Annotated in this window: 21 protein-coding genes and 1 pseudogene; 13 read left to right on the plus strand and 9 right to left on the minus strand. The window is 61.5% G+C overall.

Translation table 11 applies throughout. The annotated features are described in order from the left end of the window. Position 1: 1 nt before the first annotated feature. From MTX36_RS05805 to MTX36_RS05820, 4 genes are read right to left on the minus strand one after another with little or no spacing between them, the layout of a single operon-like run. Positions 2–907, minus strand: a complete 906-nt coding sequence (locus MTX36_RS05805) for an ABC transporter ATP-binding protein (RefSeq protein WP_243618770.1) — start codon at positions 905–907, stop codon at positions 2–4. Continuing rightward, positions 904–1,725, minus strand: coding sequence for an ABC transporter permease (locus MTX36_RS05810; protein ID WP_243618771.1), 822 nt, complete (start codon positions 1,723–1,725; stop codon positions 904–906). The genes MTX36_RS05805 and MTX36_RS05810 overlap by 4 nt, the downstream gene beginning before the upstream one ends. Further along, positions 1,718–2,755 carry an ABC transporter permease gene (locus MTX36_RS05815; RefSeq protein ID WP_243618772.1) on the minus strand — a complete coding sequence of 346 codons (1,038 nt, stop codon included), beginning with the start codon at positions 2,753–2,755 and terminating at the stop codon, positions 1,718–1,720. Before MTX36_RS05815 ends, MTX36_RS05810 begins: the two co-directional genes overlap by 8 nt. Then, on the minus strand, positions 2,752–4,374 hold the full coding sequence (locus tag MTX36_RS05820) for an ABC transporter substrate-binding protein (RefSeq protein WP_374230431.1): 1,623 nt from the start codon (positions 4,372–4,374) through the stop codon (positions 2,752–2,754). The genes MTX36_RS05815 and MTX36_RS05820 overlap by 4 nt, the downstream gene beginning before the upstream one ends. A 152-nt stretch (positions 4,375–4,526) precedes the next feature. Here MTX36_RS05820 and purD point away from each other — a divergent pair, with 152 nt between their 5' ends. Then, on the plus strand, positions 4,527–5,783 hold the full coding sequence (purD, locus tag MTX36_RS05825) for a phosphoribosylamine--glycine ligase (RefSeq protein ID WP_243618774.1): 1,257 nt from the start codon (positions 4,527–4,529) through the stop codon (positions 5,781–5,783). Between the two features lie 246 nt (positions 5,784–6,029). After that, positions 6,030–7,598 carry a GMC oxidoreductase gene (locus tag MTX36_RS05830; protein WP_243618972.1) on the plus strand — a complete coding sequence of 523 codons (1,569 nt, stop codon included), beginning with the start codon at positions 6,030–6,032 and terminating at the stop codon, positions 7,596–7,598. Between the two features lie 69 nt (positions 7,599–7,667). On the opposite strand, the gene MTX36_RS05835 is transcribed toward MTX36_RS05830, so the two are convergent. Next, positions 7,668–8,447: an HNH endonuclease signature motif containing protein gene (locus MTX36_RS05835; protein WP_243618775.1), complete on the minus strand. Its 780-nt coding sequence runs from the start codon at positions 8,445–8,447 to the stop codon at positions 7,668–7,670. 35 nt (positions 8,448–8,482) lie between these two features. Between MTX36_RS05835 and MTX36_RS05840 the strand changes: the two genes are divergently transcribed. Beyond that, on the plus strand, positions 8,483–8,770 hold the full coding sequence (locus MTX36_RS05840; RefSeq protein WP_243618776.1) for a hypothetical protein: 288 nt from the start codon (positions 8,483–8,485) through the stop codon (positions 8,768–8,770). Between the two features lie 11 nt (positions 8,771–8,781). Beyond that, complete coding sequence (locus MTX36_RS05845) at positions 8,782–8,943, plus strand: hypothetical protein (RefSeq protein WP_243618777.1); 162 nt, start codon at positions 8,782–8,784, stop codon at positions 8,941–8,943. A gap of 69 nt (positions 8,944–9,012) precedes the next feature. On the opposite strand, the gene MTX36_RS05850 is transcribed toward MTX36_RS05845, so the two are convergent. After that, positions 9,013–9,867 (minus strand): aminoglycoside 6-adenylyltransferase, encoded by an 855-nt coding sequence (locus MTX36_RS05850; RefSeq protein WP_243618778.1) that lies wholly within the window; start codon positions 9,865–9,867, stop codon positions 9,013–9,015. Between the two features lie 321 nt (positions 9,868–10,188). Here MTX36_RS05850 and MTX36_RS05855 point away from each other — a divergent pair, with 321 nt between their 5' ends. Together MTX36_RS05855 and MTX36_RS05860 are read left to right on the plus strand one after the other, a co-directional pair. Beyond that, a complete protein-coding gene (locus MTX36_RS05855) occupies positions 10,189–10,815 on the plus strand; it encodes a TetR/AcrR family transcriptional regulator (protein WP_243618779.1) in 627 nt (208 codons plus the stop codon). Positions 10,816–10,918: 103 nt separating this feature from the next. Then, the gene (locus MTX36_RS05860; RefSeq protein ID WP_374230438.1) at positions 10,919–12,112 is read left to right on the plus strand and encodes a lipase family protein; all 1,194 of its coding nucleotides are present in this window, start codon (positions 10,919–10,921) and stop codon (positions 12,110–12,112) included. A 77-nt stretch (positions 12,113–12,189) separates the two neighbouring features. Here MTX36_RS05860 and MTX36_RS05865 read toward each other — a convergent pair whose 3' ends face one another. Continuing rightward, entirely contained in the window at positions 12,190–12,420 is a 231-nt protein-coding gene (locus MTX36_RS05865; RefSeq protein WP_243618780.1) for a hypothetical protein, read from the minus strand. Beyond that, positions 12,399–13,403: a phosphatase PAP2 family protein gene (locus tag MTX36_RS05870; protein ID WP_243618781.1), complete on the minus strand. Its 1,005-nt coding sequence runs from the start codon at positions 13,401–13,403 to the stop codon at positions 12,399–12,401. The genes MTX36_RS05865 and MTX36_RS05870 overlap by 22 nt, the downstream gene beginning before the upstream one ends. Before the next feature lie 99 nt (positions 13,404–13,502). On the opposite strand from MTX36_RS05870, the pseudogene MTX36_RS05875 reads away from it, so the two are divergent. Further along, positions 13,503–14,188 (plus strand): annotated as a pseudogene (locus MTX36_RS05875) (response regulator transcription factor). Here MTX36_RS05875 and MTX36_RS05880 read toward each other — a convergent pair. Further along, positions 14,179–15,564: a HAMP domain-containing sensor histidine kinase gene (locus tag MTX36_RS05880; RefSeq protein ID WP_243618782.1), complete on the minus strand. Its 1,386-nt coding sequence runs from the start codon at positions 15,562–15,564 to the stop codon at positions 14,179–14,181. The pseudogene MTX36_RS05875 and the gene MTX36_RS05880 overlap by 10 nt on opposite strands. A gap of 81 nt (positions 15,565–15,645) precedes the next feature. Here MTX36_RS05880 and MTX36_RS30190 point away from each other — a divergent pair, with 81 nt between their 5' ends. The 6 genes from MTX36_RS30190 to MTX36_RS05905 all read left to right on the plus strand — a co-directional run bounded on the left by MTX36_RS30190 (position 15,646) and on the right by MTX36_RS05905 (position 20,245). Next, complete coding sequence (locus MTX36_RS30190; RefSeq protein ID WP_308198195.1) at positions 15,646–16,008, plus strand: hypothetical protein; 363 nt, start codon at positions 15,646–15,648, stop codon at positions 16,006–16,008. Further along, a complete protein-coding gene (locus MTX36_RS30195) occupies positions 15,947–16,450 on the plus strand; it encodes a hypothetical protein (RefSeq protein WP_374230432.1) in 504 nt (167 codons plus the stop codon). Before MTX36_RS30190 ends, MTX36_RS30195 begins: the two co-directional genes overlap by 62 nt. Positions 16,451–16,476: 26 nt before the next feature. Continuing rightward, positions 16,477–17,637, plus strand: a complete 1,161-nt coding sequence (locus tag MTX36_RS05890; RefSeq protein ID WP_243618783.1) for a pyridoxal phosphate-dependent aminotransferase — start codon at positions 16,477–16,479, stop codon at positions 17,635–17,637. A gap of 64 nt (positions 17,638–17,701) precedes the next feature. Then, on the plus strand, positions 17,702–18,313 hold the full coding sequence (locus MTX36_RS05895) for a TetR/AcrR family transcriptional regulator (RefSeq protein ID WP_243618974.1): 612 nt from the start codon (positions 17,702–17,704) through the stop codon (positions 18,311–18,313). 34 nt (positions 18,314–18,347) lie between these two features. Then, on the plus strand, positions 18,348–19,769 hold the full coding sequence (gene purB / locus MTX36_RS05900; protein ID WP_243618784.1) for an adenylosuccinate lyase: 1,422 nt from the start codon (positions 18,348–18,350) through the stop codon (positions 19,767–19,769). Positions 19,770–19,831: 62 nt separating this feature from the next. Further along, the gene (locus tag MTX36_RS05905) at positions 19,832–20,245 is read left to right on the plus strand and encodes an HIT family protein (RefSeq protein WP_243618785.1); all 414 of its coding nucleotides are present in this window, start codon (positions 19,832–19,834) and stop codon (positions 20,243–20,245) included. Positions 20,246–20,404 lie beyond the last annotated feature (159 nt).

Consider the following 20,404-nt stretch of genomic DNA (forward strand, 5'->3'; position numbering starts at 1 on the left):
CTCAGATCACCTTTTGCAGTGTGCGGTAGGTGCGTTCGCCGAACGTGACAAGTTCGGTCGGTCCGCCGGATTGGGTGGACTCCGGTCGACGCAGATAGTAGACGCAGTCGTCGGGGAGGTCGGTTAGTTGCGGTGGTGATCCAGGAATGGGGTTCAGTCCGCGAGAAGGCAAGGCGCCGAGCAGGTCTTGCGTGTACTCGTGGAGTGGATCCTGCAGTACCTGCGCGGCGGGCCCGATTTCCATGATGCGTGAGGCGTACATGACGGCCAGGCGATCCGCGATCTTGTTGTGGATCAAGGACGACAGGTCGTGAGTGATCAGTAGGACGGCGGCGCCTTCGTAGGCGCACTCGCGGAGCATCCCGAGGACGTGGTCTGTGAGGGTGCGATCGAGGTTGGCAGTCGGTTCGTCGGCCACGATCACCGACGGATCTCCGGCCAGGGCGCAGGCGATGGCAACTCGCTGCGCCATACCGCCCGAGAGTTCATGGGGGAAACAGTCGAGGGCTGAAGGTTCGAGTCCGACTCGCCTCGCCAATCCGTCGCAGGTGTGGTTGCTGCCGAGAGCGTTGATCGTCTCCTGCAGTTGTGATCGCGCGGTCCGCACCGGGGTGAGATAGGTTGCGGCAGATTGAGGAACGAGCGCGGCATGCCGGCCCCGGAACGGAGTACCGGAGAAGACGTCGATATCTCCGACCGTGATGCTGCCTGTTCTTAGTGCAGTCGGTGGCAGCATATTCATCACCGATGTCGCGATGATGGACTTGCCACAGCCGGACTGGCCGACAAGCGCAGTGATCGTCCCGGTGGGGACGTCGAGGTCGATATCGCTGGCGGCGTGGACAACCGAGCCGTCGGCCAGGGGGATTCGGACGGTGAGCGAGTTGATCTGTAGTCCGGTTGTCACAGTCTCAGCTCCGATGGTCGTGGGGGTGTGAGCATTGATCGCAGCGCCGAACCAGCGATTGCTACTGCGACGGTTGCGATCACGAGTACAGCTGCCGGAAACACCAGAGTCCACCACCCACCGAGCAATAGGGAGCCTCGAGCTTCTTCGAGAAGTGTCCCCAGACTCGGTTTATGGGGTGGTAAGCCGAATCCGAGGAACGACAGGGTGGACTCGTGCCACACCGCGTGGGGGAGGAGAAGAACTACTGCGATCAGCGCCTGGGGTGCAGCGGCCGGGACGAGGTGACGCATGATCACGTGCCGCCGACTCGCGCCCGCAAGGATGGCTGCATCGATGTACGGGCGCTCGCGCAGGCTCAAGATTTCGCCGCGAATGATGCGCGCCACCTGAGTCCAGTGGGTGAGCGCGATCGAGAGCACGATGGCCGCGATGCTTCCGCGGAACATTGCGACGATGACGATGCCGAGCAGGAGATGGGGGAGGGCGTTGACTGCGTCGGTGCCGCGCATGACAAACCGGTCTACCCAGCCGCCGATCAAACCCGCGGTAGTCCCGACGGCTACACCGATCACGGTGGCCAACAGAGCACAAGCAAGGGCTATGAGCAGCGATGTGCGAATGCCGGAGGCGATGCGTACAAACAGGTCTCGGCCAGCCGAGTCCGTGCCGAACGGGTGCGCGAGTGACGGCGCCAACCGTGCTTGGGCGAAGTCGGTGACACGGTCGTCGACATCCGCGATCCACGGCACCAATGCTGCATAGAGTGCGATGAGGATCAGGACACCGACGGCGATCTTGAAACGTCTCTCAGCCATCTGTGCTCACTCTCGGGTCCAGTACGGCAACAACGACGTCGGCAAGTAGCGAACCCAGCATGACGGTCAACGTTGTTCCGACGGTGAGGAATGCGAGCAGTGCCATGTCGAGATCGCGAGCCGACGAGACGATGGCACCGGCGATTCCCGGCCAACTGAACACTTCCTCGACCAATACTGCGCCGACGATCAGTTCGGGTAAACGCACCCCGATGATATTGACAAACGGAGCGAGCGACGTCGGAAGGATATGACGCTTCGTGATTGTCGGCGTGGGGATCCCACGTGCGACGGCGCCCGCGACAAAACCTTCCCCGGCTGCACTCACCACGGACTCGCGGACCGCCAGTAGCAGCCACGGCATCTGTGAGATCGCGAGCACTGCCACCGGAAGTATCAGGTGTCGAATGACCTGTCCCGCGGTGGGATCGGCACCGCCGTCGGTTAATCCGGCCACGGGCAACCAGCCGAGGGCTAATGCGAAGAGCGCAATTGCGCCGAGCGACATGACAAACGGAGGGAGTCCCTGTACGACGACGCATAGGCCGGACACGGTTTTGTCCAGGAACCCGCCCTTGCGAATTCCGGCGAGCACACCCAGCGCGAGTGAGACGAGAATCGCGATCACCAGGCTGATGCCGACCAGAAGGAGCGTCCAGGGTAGTCGCTCGGAAATGACCTGGGAAACAGGTTGATTGAACGATCGAGAGATCCCCAAATCCCCGGTGAGCGCCCCCTTGAGCCACGCCCAATACGTGCTGTACCAGGGGTTGTCGAAGCCCAACTGGGAGGCGATCAGAGCTTTGTCTGCCTCGCTGGTGGTCATGTAGCGCGAACCGAGATAGCCCACCAGCGGATCGAAAGGTGAAATCGCAGCGGCAGCAAACAATCCGGCGGACACAACCACGATTACGGGAACCACGAACAATATCCGGCGACCGGCCATCGTGAGGATGGCCCGGCGGCGAGAGCTGTTGGTTCGAGTCGGATGTGTTGCCGGGGCGCCGGTTCGGACGTCGACGGCTGTCACTGTTCTTGCGTCCAGCTCTGTAGGGACCACCACGGGCCCCACGTCACACCGTGTGCGTGAGGTTCGAGTACCGGTCCGGACATCTTCCAATCGGAATCTTTCGAGACATACGTGTGGTCGAGGAAGACCAGGTACACGTAGCCGGGATCATCGACGTACGCCTGCTGCACATCTCGGTACGCGGCGTCGCGAATGGCTGGGTCGAGGCTGCGTCGGCCGACGTCGAGTCCGGCATCGACAACGGGGTTCGAGTAGTCACTCGGATTGCTGTAGATGCTCCCCACCCCCGGCGCGATGTACTTCGAATCGAGCGCGTTGTAGGCCTGGGTATCGGGATCGAAGGGCTCGCCGCCGCCGCCGAGGAGTGTGGAGTCCCGGTTGATTCGTGGGTCGATGCGATCCCACGACAGTGCTTCCAGATCTACCTCGACGCCGATGTCGAGTGCGTCGGAAGCGAAGGCCTGCGCCAGATCTCGACGAACGGTATCCACGGAGTTGTACATGATCGTGAACTGCGCGCGCTGCCCATTTTTCGAACGGATGCCATCGCTGCCTTCGATCCAGCCGGCGTCGGTGAGGATCTGCTCGGCGCGGTCCGGGTCGTAGGCAAACGTGGCATTCGGGTTGTAGGACGAGCCGTAGACCTCGGGAATCGGAGTGGCGGCGACGCGGCCGCGCCCGCCGAGAACGTTGTCGATCATGGACTGGCGGTTGGCTGCGAGGTTCAGAGCCAGGCGCATCCCCTTGTCGCCGACCACAGGGTTGTTTGTCGGCAGGGAGACTCCACGCCAGTCTGCCGACTGATGAGCGGTGACCGACATGCCGTCACGATTGGCAAACGTATTGGCCAGGAGCGGAGGAAGGTTGGTTCCGTCGATCTCGCCGGACACCATGCGCTGGGCTCGGGTGTTGTCGTCGGGAACGTACAGCAGTGTGAGTTTCTTGATCCGGGGTTCGCCGCCCCAGTAGTTGTTGTTGGCCGCGAACACCGCACGATCCGGTGACAGGTCCACCAATGTATACGGGCCGGTGCCGATCGGTTGGGTGTTCAGCGTCGACTCGGCAGCAAGGCCGGGTGTCGCGACGGACTGCGAAGGAACTATGCCGATCAGCATCTTGGTGACCAGTGGAGCGTAGGAATACGCGAGACGGAACTCGACTGTGTGCTCGTCTACCGCCACGACATCGCTGATCATGTCGAACGACGACTTCGCTTCGGACGCCGATGCCGGATCGAGGATCGCTCGGTAGGTGGCGGCAACATCGGCGGCGTCGAAGGTAGAGCCGTCGGAGAAGGTGACACCGTCACGGAGTTCGACGGTCCAGATGGTGGCGTCCGTATTGGCCGTCGGAACTTTTGCCGCGAGGGCCGGCTCGAAACCTGGCATTCCAGCGCCGCCGGTGAGGCGGACCAGACCGTCGTACATCTTGGCTTCGCCAGCTGCCCCGAAGCCGGCGACGGGGTTGTATCCGCCAAGTTCGTAGCCGTCGGCAAGCACGAGTCCGTCGTCGGAGGGGGCCGACGGACTACTACAAGATGCGACCAGCAGTGCGCCCGCGAGTGTCAGGACGCTGGTTCGGGTCAGATTCACTGGTGTCCTTTCGTGACGGACAGACATCCATTACATCTGTTCACCTATTCAGATATTCATATGATGTCATCTCGATCCGGATATTTCGCCCGTCGTGGGAAGTCGGTTCAGGCTGGTGCAAGAAGGCCCAGGTGGAACACACTGACAGAGTGGGCGGTGCCGGGCCGTAGTCTGTTCACGTGCGCGTACTCGTAATCGGCTCCGGAGCCCGTGAACATGCCCTCCTTCTCTCTCTTGCTCGCGATCCAGGTGTCACGGCCCTGATCTGCGCACCTGGCAATGCCGGGATCGCAAAAATCGCCGAGCAACACCCGGTCGACGTCGCTTCAGGTGAAGCCGTCACTGCTTTGGCACAGAAAGTCGAAGCCGACCTCGTCGTGATCGGTCCTGAGGTTCCGCTGGTCCTCGGTGTCGCCGATGCAGTGCGCGCCGCTGGTATCGCCTGCTTCGGACCGTCAGCTGATGCAGCCCGCATCGAAGGATCCAAGGCATTTGCCAAGGACGTGATGGCTGTCGCTGGTGTGAAGACCGCTCACAGCGAGATCGTCGACAACCCGGCCAAACTCGACGAAGCTCTCGATCGTTTCGGACCCAACTGGGTCGTCAAGGACGACGGGCTCGCCGCAGGCAAGGGCGTTGTCGTCACCACGGACCGCGTCGCAGCCCGCGACCACGCTGCCGAACTGCTCGAACTCGGGCACCCCGTCCTACTCGAATCCTTCCTCGACGGCCCTGAAGTTTCCCTTTTCTGTCTCGTTGACGGCGAGACGGTTGTCCCGCTGCTGCCCGCGCAGGATCACAAGCGCGTCGGCGACGGCGACAGTGGCCCCAACACCGGCGGTATGGGCGCTTACACGCCTTTGCCGTGGTTGCCCGACGAGATGGTGACGCAGATCGTCGACGACGTTGTGAAGCCTGTCGCCGCAGAGTTGGTTGCGCGCGGAAGTGGCTTCTCCGGACTTCTCTACGCCGGCCTTGCCATGGGTGTCGGCGGCCCAGCTGTAGTCGAGTTCAACTGCCGATTCGGCGACCCGGAAACTCAGGCTGTTCTGGCGCTGCTCGAAACACCGCTGGGTGAACTCCTCAATGCGACGTCCACCGGCACTCTCGATTCAGTGGGTCCGCTTCAGTGGCGTGACGGTAGTGCCGTCACCGTCGTGATTGCTGCCGAGAACTACCCGGCAACTCCGCGAACGGGCGACGTGATCACCGGAGCGGACGCCGACGGTGTTCTGCACGCGGGTACCAAAAAGCGTGAAGACGGTGCCGTCGTCTCTGCCGGCGGGCGTGTGCTGAGTGTTGTCGGAGTAGGCAAAGATCTCACCGAAGCGCGTGACGACGCGTACGCCAAGATTGCGAACGTGAAGCTTCCCGGTGGGCACTTCCGCACCGATATCGGGCTCGGTGCAGTCGAGGGACGTATTGCTCTACCCTGATTCGTTTTCTCTTGCAATGGCCGGTGAACCTTGTGTTCGCCGGCCATTTCTTACGAAAAATTGACACTTGTTCTATATTACCGATCAGTAATGCTTCGCCGGTTCCGTTTCGGAAGGTATACCTCTGCAAGGGGCTACCGAACGAGAAGGAATCACTTGAGCATTCGCACTGGATCAAAGGATCGACACGGGCGTACCACTTCGGCGCTGTCGCGCAGAAACTTCCTTGCCGCAACAGGATTAGCTGTGGGTGCTGCTGCGCTGTCATCCACGTGGACAACTGCGGCAGCCGCACCGCGTCGGGCATTGGGTGACGGCGACCGGGTGCCCGCGCTTGTCATCGGCAGTGGCTACGGCGGTGCCGTCACAGCACTCCGATTGACACAAGCCGGTATCGACACCCACATGGTCGAGATGGGCAAGGCCTGGACCACACCGGGATCGGATGGAAAGATCTTCTGCCCGACGCTGTCCCCGGACGGTCGATCGACGTGGCTCAGAGATCGGACAGTGCAACCGGTTTCGCATTTCTCCGGTGGTTCGGTTGACAAGAACATCAGCAAATACGTCGGTGTTCTCGATGCCGAAGACTTTGGCGGCATCAAGGTCTACCAGGGCCGCGGGGTAGGCGGTGGATCGCTGGTCAACGGCGGTATGGCAGTGACACCGAAGCGCAACTACTTCGAGGAAATCTTGCCCGATGTCGACTCCGACGAGATGTACTCGACCTACTTCCCGAAGGCAAACGCTGCACTGGGAGTAAACAACATCGACCCGGCGTGGTTCGAGTCGACCGAGTACTACAAGTTTGCGAGAACGGGTCGCAAGACCGCTCAGAGATCCGGATTCTCAACGGTATTCGTGCCCAACGTGTACGACTTCAACTACATGAAGCAGGAAGCCGCCGGCCAGGTGACCAAGTCTGCGTTGGCATCCGAGGTCATCTACGGAAACAACGCCGGTAAGAAGTCCCTCGACAAGACGTACCTCGCGCAGGCATCGGCCACCGGTAGGCTCACGATCACCACCCTGCACGTCGTGACCGAGGTGAAGCCGGCAACCACGGGTGGTGGATACCAGGTGGTGATGAATCAGATCAATGAGCAGGGCAATGTCATCGGCACCAAGACCGTGACGGCAGACAAGGTCTTCTTCGCCGCCGGCAGTGTCGGAACGAGCAAGCTGCTGGTATCGATGAAAGCGCAAGGGCAACTGGCGAACCTGCCCGGAGCCGTCGGCCAGGAATGGGGCCACAACGGAAACGTCATGGTGGGCCGTGCCAACCACATGTGGGACGCAACCGGAGGGAAGCAAGCATCGATACCCGTGATGGGCATCGACAACTGGGCTGATTCCACGGCGCCGGTGTTCGCAGAAATCGCACCCTTCCCGGCCGGTACGGAACTCTGGGTGAGTCTGTACCTGGCAATTGCCAAGAACCCCGAACGTGCGCAGTTCCAGTACAACTCGACAACCGGCAAGGTTGGGCTGAACTGGCAACGCTCGCAGAATCAGCCGTCGATCAACATGGCGAAGAAGATGTTCGACAAGATCAACAAGAAGGAAGGCACCATCTATCGGACCGATCTCTTCGGCCCGGTGCAGACCTGGGGCGATCAGCTCACATACCACCCGCTCGGTGGCTGTGTTCTGGGTAAGGCGACCGACAACTACGGACGACTTCCCGAGTACCCCGGGCTCTATGTCATGGACGGCGCCCTCGTTCCGGGCAATGTCGGTGTCAATCCGTTTGTCACCATTACCGCACTGGCAGAACGGAATATCGAGAACATCATCGCGAACGACATGGACTAGCTTTTGAAACGCGACGTGCACACCGGTGGCATCGTTCTTCCCCGGTGTGCACGTCGCGTATTCGGTTGTTCAAGCTGCTGTCGGCGGACTGTTCCCCGGTATCGGAACCTGATACGGATCCGCCGACATCGGTGGATAGAACCGGATTTTCCGATCGTCCCCGATCTCGACACTCCACTCGGTGTGGTGCAGTAACCGATGATGGTGACCGCACAAAAGTATGAGATTATCGAAATCTGTTGGGCCACTGTCTGCCCAATGAACAATATGGTGGGCGTCGCACCATCCGGCCGGAGTGCCGCAGCCAGGGAATGCGCATCCGCCATCCCTGACGGCCAAAGCTCGCCGCTGCGGGACTGTCGCGGTTCGCTCGTCGAGTCCATGATTGAGCGGAACACCGTTCTGGTCGAGCAGGATTCGGGTGACCGTGCAGTCGCAGGCCAGCATGCGGGCACTGTCGAGGCTGATCGGGCCGGCCCAGTTGGTAATCGCATAGCCGAGTTCCTCGGTGGACGGCAAAAGGTCCTTGAGAGCTTGCAGGTCCGTGAGGTCTTTCGCGGTAGCCGTAATCGTCAGGTGCGGTTTGACGCCACCTTCGACGGGTCCGACGCCGGCCATCTCAAAGCGTCGCAGGAGTTCACAGAAACCGTCGGCGCGTCGAAGGGCCGGGGTGCGAAGATCTTTCACGCCGTCAATTTCGGGAGTCGGCTTTGAAAGTCCGGACAGTAGGGCGATCAACCGGGCGCCGTTCACGGCGTCGAGGTCACCTTTGACACTGACGCGACCGTACAAACCTTTGGACGCGTAAAACTCGTTGCGCTGAAGAATCCTCCCCGACCGGAACACCATCCGCGCGGTTGCCGTACTTCTTTTCGATACGCCGGATGGCCGCGCGGACTTCCGTCGCAGTCGGAAACCTTCTTCGAAGCGAGGTCCAGCAGGATGTCGCGGGCCTTCTCGATGTCCGCGGTATGCATGTTCTTGGGTGGGTGCTGGCAGAACTGGGCCACCTGCCGTGCCTTCTGCATATCGATATCACCGTCGTGAAAAGACTGTGCGACTACAGGTTCGAGCATGAACAACCGCGCGAGGCTGACCAGTTGGCTGCATTCACCGATCTCGAGATAGGTGGACCGGTGCAGCCACTGGGGATAGTGCGAAAGCCGGTGTAGGGGAGTGTGTCATGGGTGAACATTTCGACAACGAGGTGGATCATGCGGGATTGCATGTCGTGGCGGGTGCGGACCAGTTCGAGAACCTCGACTTTAAGTCCCTCGCCGTCCAGTTGCCATGCTTCCCGATTCCCCCTGCGCTAATTCTCATCGAACAGGATTTCGATTCCTAGGGACATTTCGGACAGATTTGCGAAATGTGAAGATGAGACTTATTGATATGCAGCAGTATTCGGTTCTGGCTATATGGGCACGTGTGGACTTCGGTAGGTGTTGATCAGTCGTCTCGCCCGGGTAGCCAGGGGCGTAGGTGAGTCGAATCCACAACGTTGGGAAACTGTTTCGGAGATCTCCGCAAAGAGTGCGACTGTGGCATCAAGTGAACGCCAACTTTCGTCGACACTCATTCCGCCGTAAGTCTGCTGCACTCGGTCCCAGATCTCTGCCGGCAACCATTCGCTCATGTGATGTCCGATGTGCCAGGTGTCGGGAGGGCTGTCGGGTTCGGTCGCGGCATGCCATTCGAGCATCGCCAACAGGCACTCCTTAGTTGTGCTGTCGCGGACCTTGACCACCCACAGGTCGGTGCGTTTTATGTAGACCGGAATTTGTGTTGCCTCGTACCAGAATTCCTCGACGGTTTCGTGAAACTGCGCCGCACTGGGCAACTTCGGCGTCGGTGCACCGGCCGGAGTTGGTAGCTTGTCGGTGATGCCGTCGCGATCGAACAGAACGGTATAGCCGCGGTTGTACAGTGCGTCGAGCCCGTCGTCGATCATGGATTTCACCCGCTCCGGGCCGGCAATCATGAAGTCGCACTTACGTCCCTGCTCGTACACAACCAGTTTCGGTGCAGGCCAAAGACTGTCGAGCTGGTCGAATGACATGCACAGGAGCACTTCGCCGAAATTGTGGACCCAGCTCGGATCGGCAGACAGTTCCTGCCAGTGTGGAGTGATGATTTCGAGATCGAAATCGGAGTAGTCGTCGACTCGCTCGCCGCGTCCGCGTGATCCGGTGGCGATTACGGCACTGATGCGCGGATCGCGTTCGGCCCATTCGAGGATCGACTGGGCCAGTACTTCGGGATCTTCCATACGATAACGATAAGCCGCCAGTGGCACGGTCGTTGCCTGCCGTAGGGGGCGGACAATCTCGCCCGCCTCGATCCGAATGGAGGGGGCTCAACGGAATTCTGAATCGAGCCACCAACCAATCGGCGGCTTCAGGTTCAGAGAACCGTGTCGCGGGGCGGCACATTGACGGTGATCGCCTCTCGGGCAGTTTGTAGCGCGTCCTTCGTGGGGACCTTCCGGGCGGTGGATTCGAGGAGTGTGCTCCCGGATTGTCGGCCTGGCAGGCATTGCATACAAACATTGAACCATGGTTCAATGTTTCCTTGTGAAGAGGAACACCTAATGGCGTATCGAGCGACTGAGCGCACACGCACCGCCGCGGAACAGCGCCGCCAGCGGTACCTGGACTCGGCCACCGGGCTCGTGGCCCGGCACGGGTTCGTCGGGGCCAAGGTCAAGGCCATCGCAGAGGAGTGCGACACCAGCGTGGGATCGGTCTACTCCTACTTCGACGGCCGGGCCGACCTGCTCGCCGAGGTCTTCCGAAGCGCCGCGAACCACGAGTTGCAGACGGTGGGTCGCGCCGTCGAGCAAGCGGGTCCGTCCGCGCCCGCCAAGATCGAAGCGCTCGTGGCCACGTTCGCCTCACGCGCCCTCGCCGGCCGCCAGTTGGCGTGGTCGCTGTTGTTCGAGCCGGTGGACCCCAGCGTCGAGGCGGAGCGGCTGAAATTCCGCGGTTCGTATGTGGAGATGGGCGAGGCGGTGCTGCGAGAAGGTATCGCATCCGGCGAGATTCCCGCCCAGCATCCCGGCATCACGGCGGCGGCCCTGGTCGGAGCGATCGCCGAGTCGCTGGTGGGGCGGCTGACGCCGACCGCTGCTGGGGTGGACCCGGACCTGTCGGATGACGCGATCGTCACCGAGATCCAGAATTTTTGTCGACGAGCGATCGGAGCGCAGCACCCATGATCAAGGCCCATGTCACCTGCGAAGTGTTCGACCAGTCGACGCCGCGCGTCTAACCAGGCACGCGAGCCCTCTTTTTCCTCTCCATCTGACAGAAGGTCACCATATGCTCCATCTGAATCGAAACCGTCGCACCATGCTGGGCGTCGCCGCCGCGGCCTGCACCACACTGCTCGTGTCGGGCTGCTCGAACTCCTCGTCCGGCTCCGAGCCGGCCACCGCGAGCCTCGAGGCAGGCCAGCTGCTGACACACAGCGCACTCACCACAGCCGCCGCACTGCCGAGCGCGGCCAGCACGCAGCTGATCACCTACGTCTCCGAGGGCGCAGACGGTGAGCCCATCGTCGTGTCCGGGACCGTGGCGATCCCGTCCACCCCCGAGCCTGCCGGCGGATACCCGGTGATCAGCTGGGCGCACGGCACCAGCGGTTTCGCCGACGCCTGCGCCCCCTCGCTGGACACCGTCGACGGCCCCGTGCACGGATACTTCTCCGTTGCCACCGACTACCTCGACACCTGGGTCGCGCAGGGATACGCCGTCGTGCAGACCGATTACGAGGGCCTCGGTACCCCCGGCGGCCACACGTATCTCAACGGGACCAGCGAGTCGAACACCGTCATCGACATCGTCCGAGCCGCGCGTCAGCTAGACGACTCGCTCGGCACGGACTGGCTTGTGATGGGCCACAGTCAGGGCGGGCAGGCCACCCTGTTCGCCGCCCAGAACGGTCCTGAGCGGGCTCCCGAGTTGAACCTCAAGGGCGCGGTGGCCATGGCCCCCGGCGGCGCGGCGATCCCCGGGCTGATCCAGGCCATCGCAGCCGGCGCCCAGGTTCCCGCGGTGGCGGGCGCGTTCCTGCCGGTCATCGTCCTCGGCGCGCAGGCTGCGGTCCCGTCTATCAACCCCGATGCGCTGCTCACCGATGCAGCCCAGCCGCTCCTGACCACCGCGCGGACCGGCTGCTTGGCGCAGCTCAGTGCGGCCGAGCCCGTGCCGTCGGATCAGCTCATCCGGCCTGGTGCTGACCTGGCGCCCATCGTTGACTATCTGAAGAAGCAGAACCCGGGCGCGGTTACCCCGCAGGTTCCGACGATGATCGCGCAGGGTGGTGAGGACACGGTCGTGTCCAAGCTCGAGGTCGACGGTGTGGCCGACGAACTGTGCAAGGTCGTGCCGGTCGACTACCGGGTGTACCCGGGGCAGGACCACCGCGGCGCCATCACGGCATCCGAGGCTGACACCGCCGCGTTCGTCGCCGCCGTCATGGCGGGCGACGAGGTCGCGAGCACCTGCTCCTAACGCAGGCGCGAGCCGGGTGAGTCGGGCAGCAGCTCGCAGCCCGGCTCGTATTGGCATCGCGTATACGATGATGTGTTCTACCTCAACATCGAACCCGCCGCGGGCGCTCTCTTTGGCGACTGTCTCAGTGAGAGAATGTAGTTCACGGCCATCGGTAGAATCGAGATCACGACTACTGCGATGAGGATGATCTCGATGTGGGCCCGGACGAAGTCGATTCCGCCGAGCAAGTATCCCAGAACCGGGACGGTAACACCCCATATCGCGCCGCCGATGACGTTGTACGTCAAGAAGTTTCGGTACGGCATTCCCGAGGCTCCGGCCAAGACAGGAGTGATCGTCCGTACAGCCGGGCGCGTACCTCGGCCGATAAGGTATCCGCACTGATCTCCGGCGATGGCGGCAATGGGAATGGTGAGTAGCAGGACCCACAGTGGGACGAATGGATGATCCAGGGCAACAAGAACTCCGGCTGTGAACAGCAGCGAGTCTCCGGGGAGGAAGAAGCCGACGAGAGTGCGCCGCGCTGCGCCGGCCAGCGGCTGTTCAGGAAGTGAAATACTGTGCCGCCGATGGTGATTGCGAGAGTCGCGAGCACTGCTCCGGCAATGACGTCGGTGAGCCAGTGGACGCCCAGATACAACCGGGTGAGGGCAACGATCGCCGTGACAGCAACTGCCAGGAGTATCAGAAGCCGTTTGACTGTCGGAGTGTGCTGCGTCGCCACAACGAGGACGACGATACCGATCAAAGCTGCTGTGCCCGTGACATGGCCGGAAGGAAAGGAGTGGTCGGTCTCGAGGAGAACCTGAGTGGCTGTCGGCGGACGTTCACGCCCGACAATCGCTTTCAATACAGTGCTCGCGACGGCGGCAGCACCGACGGTGCCGACGACGACGATTCCCGGAATCACGGACCGCGCGCGCCACGAGAGGTAAGTGCCGGCCGCGATGCCGAGGACTGTCGTCGCTACGGGGCTGCCGAGGTCGGTGACAGCAACGGCAACGTGGTTGAGTCCGCTGCTTCGATGGGCCACCATCCAATCGGTCACGGGGCCGTCGAACCTTGTCAGCCATCCCTCCTGAACTACCTGCACCGACAAGGTCACCAGAGCGATCGAAAGTCCGACAACTCGAAGGACCGTCGATCGGATGTCGACTGACCGATAAATCGATCCGAATCCGAAAAGTGCGGCAGCAACGAGGATTGCCGTAACGGCGATTTCCGCGGTGGTGCTCTTGGTCAACACTTCGGTGACCACGGCATGCGGGGACGTGACAGATGCAAGCATGGATCGAAGTCTGCCCAGCCAATGCTGAAGAAACGCTGAATGCGCGTTCGGTGACAGTGCGCAATCTGTTGTACTGAGTTCGGAAAGGCGGGGGCTACGGTGCGAGTGCTGGTAGTTGAGGACGAAGTACGACTGGCGGAGACAATTCGTCGGGGTTGGTCGCCGAAGGATTTGTAGTTGCCGTCGAACACAACGGTGACGACGGACTTGTCGCTGCCGGTAGCGACGAATTCGATGTGATCGTCCTCGACATCATGTTGCCGGGGAAAAGTGGCTACGAGATCGTTCGCGAACTGCGAGCCCGCCGGATCTGGACGCCGATCTTGATGCTGTCAGCGAAGGACGGGGAATACGACTTGGCTGATGCTTTCGACCTCGGTGCCGACGACTATCTGGTCAAACCCTTTTCCTTCGTAGTGCTTCTTGCGCGCCTGCGTGCATTGGTACGGCGGGGCGCACCGCAGCGGCCGACGGTATTGACCGTCGGCGATTTGGCGCTCGATCCTGCGAGGCATCAGGTGAGCCGGGGTGCGACGGAGTTGTCTTTGACTCCCCGTGAGTACAGCGTTCTCGAATTTCTGATGCGCAACAGTGGGGTTGTCGTGACCAAGAGCGAAATTGTTCGATCCGTCTGGGACACCAATTACGAGGGGGACGAGAACATCGTCGAGGTCTACATCGGCTACTTGAGAAAAAAGGTAGACGCACCGTTCGGGACACACAGCATCGAGACGGTGCGCGGTGTGGGCTACCGATGCACGTCCGATTCAAATTCTCAATCCTGATTTGTCGGGAAAGCGATGTCGAATCTGCTTCCACCGCCTGGTCTTTCGGTCACCGTGATGGTTCCGCCGTGCGTGGCAGCGATGTCCGACGCGATGGCCAGTCCGAGTCCGGATCCGCCACCCTCCCTTGACCGCGGGGAGTCGAGCCTTACGAAGCGTCCGAAGATTCTTTCTCTCTCGGATGCCGGGATGCCGGGTCCGTCGTCTTCGATCACGATGTGGGCCGTGTCCCCGGTCTCGGAACAGTTCAGCCACACTTGGGTTTCCGCATGACGAACGGCATTGTCGACGAGATTGCGCACCAACCGCGTCAGTGAACGCGGGTCCCCGTTGACACGAACCGGCACTATTGCTGCAGTCACGGCGATATCCGAGATTCCGGAGACTCTCTTCTTTTCGTTGAACAGGATGTCGTCGATGTCTACATCCACAGTGAGTTTCGTTTGTTTCACGTCGCTTTCGTCTACGCGTGCCAAGGTCAGGAGATCTTCGATCAGTTGCCGCATCCTCCTGGCCTCGGGGAGCAGTGCGCCCTCGATCAATGCGTCGTCGAGTAGTTCGGGGCGGCGGTGTGCCAGTTCGAGAGCAGTGGTGATGGTGGACAACGGGCTTCGCAGTTCATGGCTGGCATCACTGATAAAGCGCTGTTGAGCGTGCGCACCTTCGTCGAGGCGGGCCAACATGTCGTTCATAGTTGTTGCCGTTCGTGCTATTTCGTCGTTTCCCGACGGTACCGGCACTCGTTCGCCGTGGCTACCACTCGAAATCGATGCGACTCTGGTCCGGATACGTTCCACGGGCGCGAGGGCGGAACCCACGAGCCGGTACGTCGCGAAGGCCGCCAACGCGAGAACGAGGGGTCCGACTACCGCCAAAAGTATTGCCACGGTGGTCACTACGGTCTCGACAGGTTCACGATCAGCTCCCACGAAGATCGTGACCAGCCCGGTCGGGGTCGCGACACCGCGGCCGATCAACCAGTAGTCGCTGTTGTCGGACAATTTGACGCGGCCGAAGGATTCGGATTGATCAGGTTCGAGAATTCGCTGCGAGAGCAATCCGTTCTCGGTACCGGGTGATTGGGCGAGAACTTGGTGATCAGATCCCACGATCTGAACGATTCCGATCTGGCTGTCCGTCGAGAGGAGTGACGGGTCGAGATCGGTGGCACTTTCTCCACTGAGTTGTTGAGCGAGTTGCGTGGCTCGTGCATCGGAACTGTCTATTGCCGACAGTTGGAGCGAGTTCGCGAGAACGAATACGAGAGCCACCCCCGCGATTACGAGACAGAACGCGATGACCAGCGTCGACGCCACAGTCGAGCGGACACGGACGCTCCACTGGGATGGATGGAAAATCGTCGACGCGAAGTTCATGTGTTCAGTCTCTACTGCCTGGGCCGAGAGCGACGAGCGTTCTCAGTTTCCTTTCAACAAGTACCTGCAACTCTGACCAACATGACTCTCACACGTGAGCTGGCAAGCAAGGTCCCCGAGGTAACTCTGTATTTCTGGGTCATAAAGATTCTGGGTACGACGGTTGGTGAGACTGCGGCAGATTCACTCAATGCAGATCTCGGCATCGGATTGACCGGGACCGCCGTCTTGATGACCGGGCTGCTGGTGATCGCCCTGGGGATCCAGTTCACGCGGAAACAGTATGTGCCGTGGGCCTATTGGTTGGTCGTGGTGCTGATCAGTGTGGTGGGAACGTTTGATCACCGACATCCTCACCGACACCTTTGGAGTGCCATTGGAAGTGAGTGGCGGAATCTTCGCGGTTGCGTTGGCAGTGACATGTGCAGTGTGGTTTGCGAGTGAAAGAACTTTGTCCATTCACAGCATCCGGACGCCGAAGCGCGAAGCGTTCTACTGGCTCGCGATTCTCTTCACCTTTGCGCTCGGCACGGCGGCGGGTGACCTGATCGCAGAGCAGGTCAATCTGGGATATGCAAAGTCGGCAATCCTGTTCGGTGCCGTCAGTGCTGTGGTGACTGCGGCGCACTATTGGTTGAAACTTAATGCGGTGCTGGCATTCTGGATCGCGTACATCGTCACCAGACCGCTGCGCGCTTCGCTCGGCGACCTGCTGACGCAAGGCCGCGACGAAGGCGGGCTGGGATTGGGTCCGACCACCACGACAATGGTGTTCGCCGGTGTAATCGTTGCGCTGGTTGCATTCCTGACGGTCAGCAAGGTCGACGTTCTCCCGGCCGAGGACTCCGACCTCGAAACTACTGAACGAGAACCCACTGACGTTTGATTGGTGGTACCGACTACCGTCGAGGTGTGCGCTCAGAATCTCGTCGATCGAACATCCAGACCTTCCACGTCATGGACGTGTGGAAAGCCGCCACCGAACGTCAGCGGACGCATGGCGACGTCCTCACGTTGGCGGCCGGTCAACCCTCGACACCGGCGCCGGCACCGGTATTGCGTGCAACGCAGGAGATTCTGGGTACGGAACTCCTCGGGTACACCGAGACATTCGGAATCTTGGCGTTGCGTGAGGCCATCGCGGGCTACCACTCCGAGCGTTCGGGAATCACCGTCGACGCCGACGACGTGGTCGTCACGACAGGTTCGTCCGGCGCGTTCACGTTGCTCTTCCTGGCTGCATTCGACGAAGGCGATACCGTCGTCGTCGCACGTCCGGGATACCCGGCCTATCGCAATACCCTTGCGGCGTTGGGTTGCAACGTCGTCGAACTCGATTGTGGACCGGCGACGCGCTATCAGCCGACGGTCGAGATGCTCGATGCGCTGCCGTCGCCGCCGGCCGGTTTGATTGTCGCGAGCCCCGCCAACCCGACCGGAACGGTCATCGCACCCGACGAGCTGGCAGCACTCGCACATTGGTGTGAGGAGCACGGAACTCTCCTGATTTCCGACGAGATTTACCACGGCATCGAGTACGGCGATCAGCAGACGTCGAGCGCCTGGGAAACATCACGCGAATCGGTTGTCATCGGCTCGGTGTCCAAGTACTTCTCGATGACAGGCTGGCGACTCGGCTGGATGCTGGTGCCTACCTACTTGCGTCGACCGCTGCAGCGACTCGCGTCGAACATGACTGTGTGCCCGCCCGCGATTTCGCAGTACGCCGCGATCGAAGCTTTCTCGGCCGACGCGAAGGTCGAACTGGATGGCCACGTCGAGCGCTATGCGCGCAACCGTGAGCTTCTACTTACCGGGTTGCCGAGGCTCGGTATCACCGATCTCGCTCCTGCCGACGGCGCGTTCTACGTGTACGCCGATATCGGACATCTCTGCGGCGATGAAGGCGCGACCGCCTGGTGTTCAAGGTTGCTGACCGATACCGGAGTCGCGTTGGCGCCGGGAATCGACTTCGACACCGTGCACGGAAACCGGATGGTCCGGCTCTCGTTTGCCGGTGCCACAGCGGACATCGAAGAGGCGCTTCGACGCCTCGAATCGTGGCTCGGGTAACAAACAGCAGGGCGTTCGCGCTATTTTCCGATGCTGGTACCTATTCAACTGGCACGATGGAATGGTGTCAGGAGCAGCAACACCCAAGGGAGAAAAGCGTCGCCAAACGCTGGTGGCGTCTGCTGCTGAGCTTTTGCTGGAAGGCGGGTTCGACGCGGTCCGTCACCGCGCCGTCGCAACGCGGGCAGGCCTTCCGCTGGCATCGACCACTTATTACTTCGATTCGCTCGACGACCTCATTGCCTGCGCCGTCGAATTGAACGGCAAGGCGGATATGGAAGCCGCGCGTGCCCGTGTCGACGAAGTGACCATGCGTCGACGGGGCTCCGAATCTACCGTCGATCTGCTGGTGGAACTGCTGCTCGGTGTGGACGAAAGTCGGCCCGAGAGCCGCGAACGGTTGATTTCGCGGTACGAAAGATCAGTTGCCTGCGCTCGGCACCCGGCGTTACGTGACGTGCAGTTGAGGTTGCGCGCGCAATTGGACGAAGTGCTGACCGAGGCGTTGAGGCGCTCGGGCCGCTCAACTGCCGACGGCCAACTGCGCCGCCTGGTAGCGATGGTCGACGGCGCGATGATCGCGGCATTGGCGGAGTACGACCCCGACCCGCATGGTTTGGCCCGCGGGATGCTTCTCGAATCGATTGATGTGATGGCCCCACCTGTGCAGGGGTAACAGTTCCGTTTTTCCACCGTTAGACTGAGGCCTCGTGAGCCGCATCCCGAATGTCCTTGCCAACCGTTACGCCAGCCCGGAGCTTGCCGCTCTGTGGTCGCCTGAGTACAAGATCGTGCTCGAGCGCCAGCTGTGGGTGGCGGTGTTGCGAGCTCAGACCGAGCTGGGCATCGACATTCCGGCCGACGCCGTTGCCGACTACGAGCGGGTCATCGACAACGTCGACCTGCAGTCCATCGCCGATCGTGAGCGTGTAACCCGCCACGACGTGAAGGCTCGCATCGAAGAGTTTAACGCCCTCGCCGGCCACGAGCAGGTTCACAAGGGCATGACCAGCCGCGACCTCACCGAGAACGTCGAGCAGCTGCAGATCGTCCGCTCCCTCGAGCACGTCTACAACCACGGCATCGCCGTCGCCGCCCGTCTGGGTGAGCGCGCTGCCGAGTACTCGTCCATCGTGATGGCCGGCCGCTCGCACAACGTCGCAGCTCAGGCCACAACTTTGGGTAAGCGCTTCGCGTCGGCTGCCGACGAACTGCTGGTGGCATTGACTCGTCTGCGTCAGCTGATCGACCGCTACCCGCTCCGCGGAATCAAGGGCCCGATGGGCACCGCGCAGGACATGCTCGATCTCTTGGACGGTGACGCAGCCAAGCTGGATCAGCTCGAGACGAAGGTCGCCGAGCACCTCGGATTCACCAACGTTCTGACCAGCGTCGGCCAGATCTACCCGCGTTCCCTCGACCACGACGTCGTCTCCGCCCTCGTCCAGGTCGGTGCCGCGCCGTCGTCGTTCGCACACACCATCCGCCTTATGGCCGGCCACGAACTCGTCACCGAGGGCTTCCAGCCCGGCCAGGTCGGCAGCTCCGCGATGCCGCACAAGATGAACACCCGCTCCTGCGAGCGGGTCAACGGACTGCAGGTCATCCTGCGTGGCTACGGTTCCATGGCAGCCGAGATGGCCGGCGCTCAGTGGAACGAAGGCGACGTCTTCTGCTCGGTGATTCGCCGCGTTGCACTGCCTGACGCTTTCTTCGCGATCGATGGCATGTTCGAGACCTTCTTGACCGTGCTCACCGAAATGGGCGCCTACCCGGCCGTCATCGAGAAGGAACTGACGCGCTACCTGCCGTTCCTCGCCACCACTCGCGTACTCATGGCAGCTATTCGCGCCGGCGTCGGACGCGAGACCGCGCACGAGGCCATCAAGGAAAATGCTGTCGCCGTGGCACTTGCGATGCGTGAAGAGGGCAAGGAACCTGATCTTCTGGATCGCCTCGCCGCCGACGACCGTCTGCCGCTCGATCGCGCCGCGCTCGACGCTGCCCTCGAAGACAAGGCTGCTTTCATCGGCGCCGCGTCGGCGCAGGTCGAATCTGTTGTCGCCGAGGTACAGAAGCTTGTCGACGCCAACCCCGAAGCTGCGGCGTACGCGCCGTCGCCGATTCTGTAGCGATTTTGCTGTGCGCCTTTATTAACCGCCCGCGGTTAATAAAGGCGCACAGCAGGTGCACCATGAACTGCATCTTCTGCTCCATCATCGCCGGCGAGGCCGCCGCCAGCGTCGTCTACGACGACGCGAATGTCCTTGCCTTCATGGACATTCGGCCGTTCACGTCAGGTCATCTTCTCGTTGTGCCGAAACGTCATGCCAGTGGATTGTCGACGCTGGATCCCGAGGACGGCGCCAGGATCTTTGCTGTTGCGCAGAAAATCGCGACGGCCATGCGCGCCGGGCCACTTCCGATCGACGGCGTCAATCTTCATCTCTCCGACGGAGCTGTCGCGGGGCAGGAAGTTTTCCACGTCCACCTGCATGTCATCCCCCGGAATCGTGGCGACGGCTTCGGTCTGCGCGCTCAACCCCGCAGGCCTCATCGGGCGATACTCGACAGCACGGCAGCCGTGATCCGGGAAGCATTGAACTAATGATTCACCGGTGCGGGCGATTCTCGTAGGATTGCTCGGTAGCGACCATGACGGTTCGAGGTGCCGAAGGACTTCAGCTACGTTTGTACTTCGAACACCGGTCTGACAAAAGCTGCAGGTAATCGTTGCGGCTCGAGTATTCTACGGGTGCCGGGGGGA

Origin of the sequence: Rhodococcus sp. ARC_M6 (assembly GCF_022810305.1) — a bacterium.
In the GTDB taxonomy this organism is placed as follows: Bacteria; Actinomycetota; Actinomycetes; order Mycobacteriales; family Mycobacteriaceae; genus Rhodococcus_F.

Excerpts from the sequence above, each read along its gene's own strand:
- MTX36_RS05810 (WP_243618771.1), bottom strand. The coding sequence starts at position 1,725 with ATGGCTGAGAGACGTTTCAAGATCGCCGTCGGTGTCCTGATCCTCATC.
- MTX36_RS05820 (WP_374230431.1), bottom strand. The coding sequence starts at position 4,374 with ATGTCTGTCCGTCACGAAAGGACACCAGTGAATCTGACCCGAACCAGC.
- MTX36_RS05835 (WP_243618775.1), bottom strand. The coding sequence starts at position 8,447 with ATGGTGTTCCGGTCGGGGAGGATTCTTCAGCGCAACGAGTTTTACGCG.
- MTX36_RS05840 (WP_243618776.1), top strand. The coding sequence starts at position 8,483 with ATGGCCGCGCGGACTTCCGTCGCAGTCGGAAACCTTCTTCGAAGCGAG.
- MTX36_RS05845 (WP_243618777.1), top strand. The coding sequence starts at position 8,782 with ATGGGTGAACATTTCGACAACGAGGTGGATCATGCGGGATTGCATGTC.
- MTX36_RS05850 (WP_243618778.1), bottom strand. The coding sequence starts at position 9,867 with ATGGAAGATCCCGAAGTACTGGCCCAGTCGATCCTCGAATGGGCCGAA.
- MTX36_RS05855 (WP_243618779.1), top strand. The coding sequence starts at position 10,189 with ATGGCGTATCGAGCGACTGAGCGCACACGCACCGCCGCGGAACAGCGC.
- MTX36_RS05860 (WP_374230438.1), top strand. The coding sequence starts at position 10,919 with ATGCTCCATCTGAATCGAAACCGTCGCACCATGCTGGGCGTCGCCGCC.
- MTX36_RS05865 (WP_243618780.1), bottom strand. The coding sequence starts at position 12,420 with ATGCCGTACCGAAACTTCTTGACGTACAACGTCATCGGCGGCGCGATA.
- MTX36_RS05870 (WP_243618781.1), bottom strand. The coding sequence starts at position 13,403 with ATGCTTGCATCTGTCACGTCCCCGCATGCCGTGGTCACCGAAGTGTTG.
- MTX36_RS05880 (WP_243618782.1), bottom strand. The coding sequence starts at position 15,564 with ATGAACTTCGCGTCGACGATTTTCCATCCATCCCAGTGGAGCGTCCGT.
- MTX36_RS30190 (WP_308198195.1), top strand. The coding sequence starts at position 15,646 with ATGACTCTCACACGTGAGCTGGCAAGCAAGGTCCCCGAGGTAACTCTG.
- MTX36_RS05905 (WP_243618785.1), top strand. The coding sequence starts at position 19,832 with ATGAACTGCATCTTCTGCTCCATCATCGCCGGCGAGGCCGCCGCCAGC.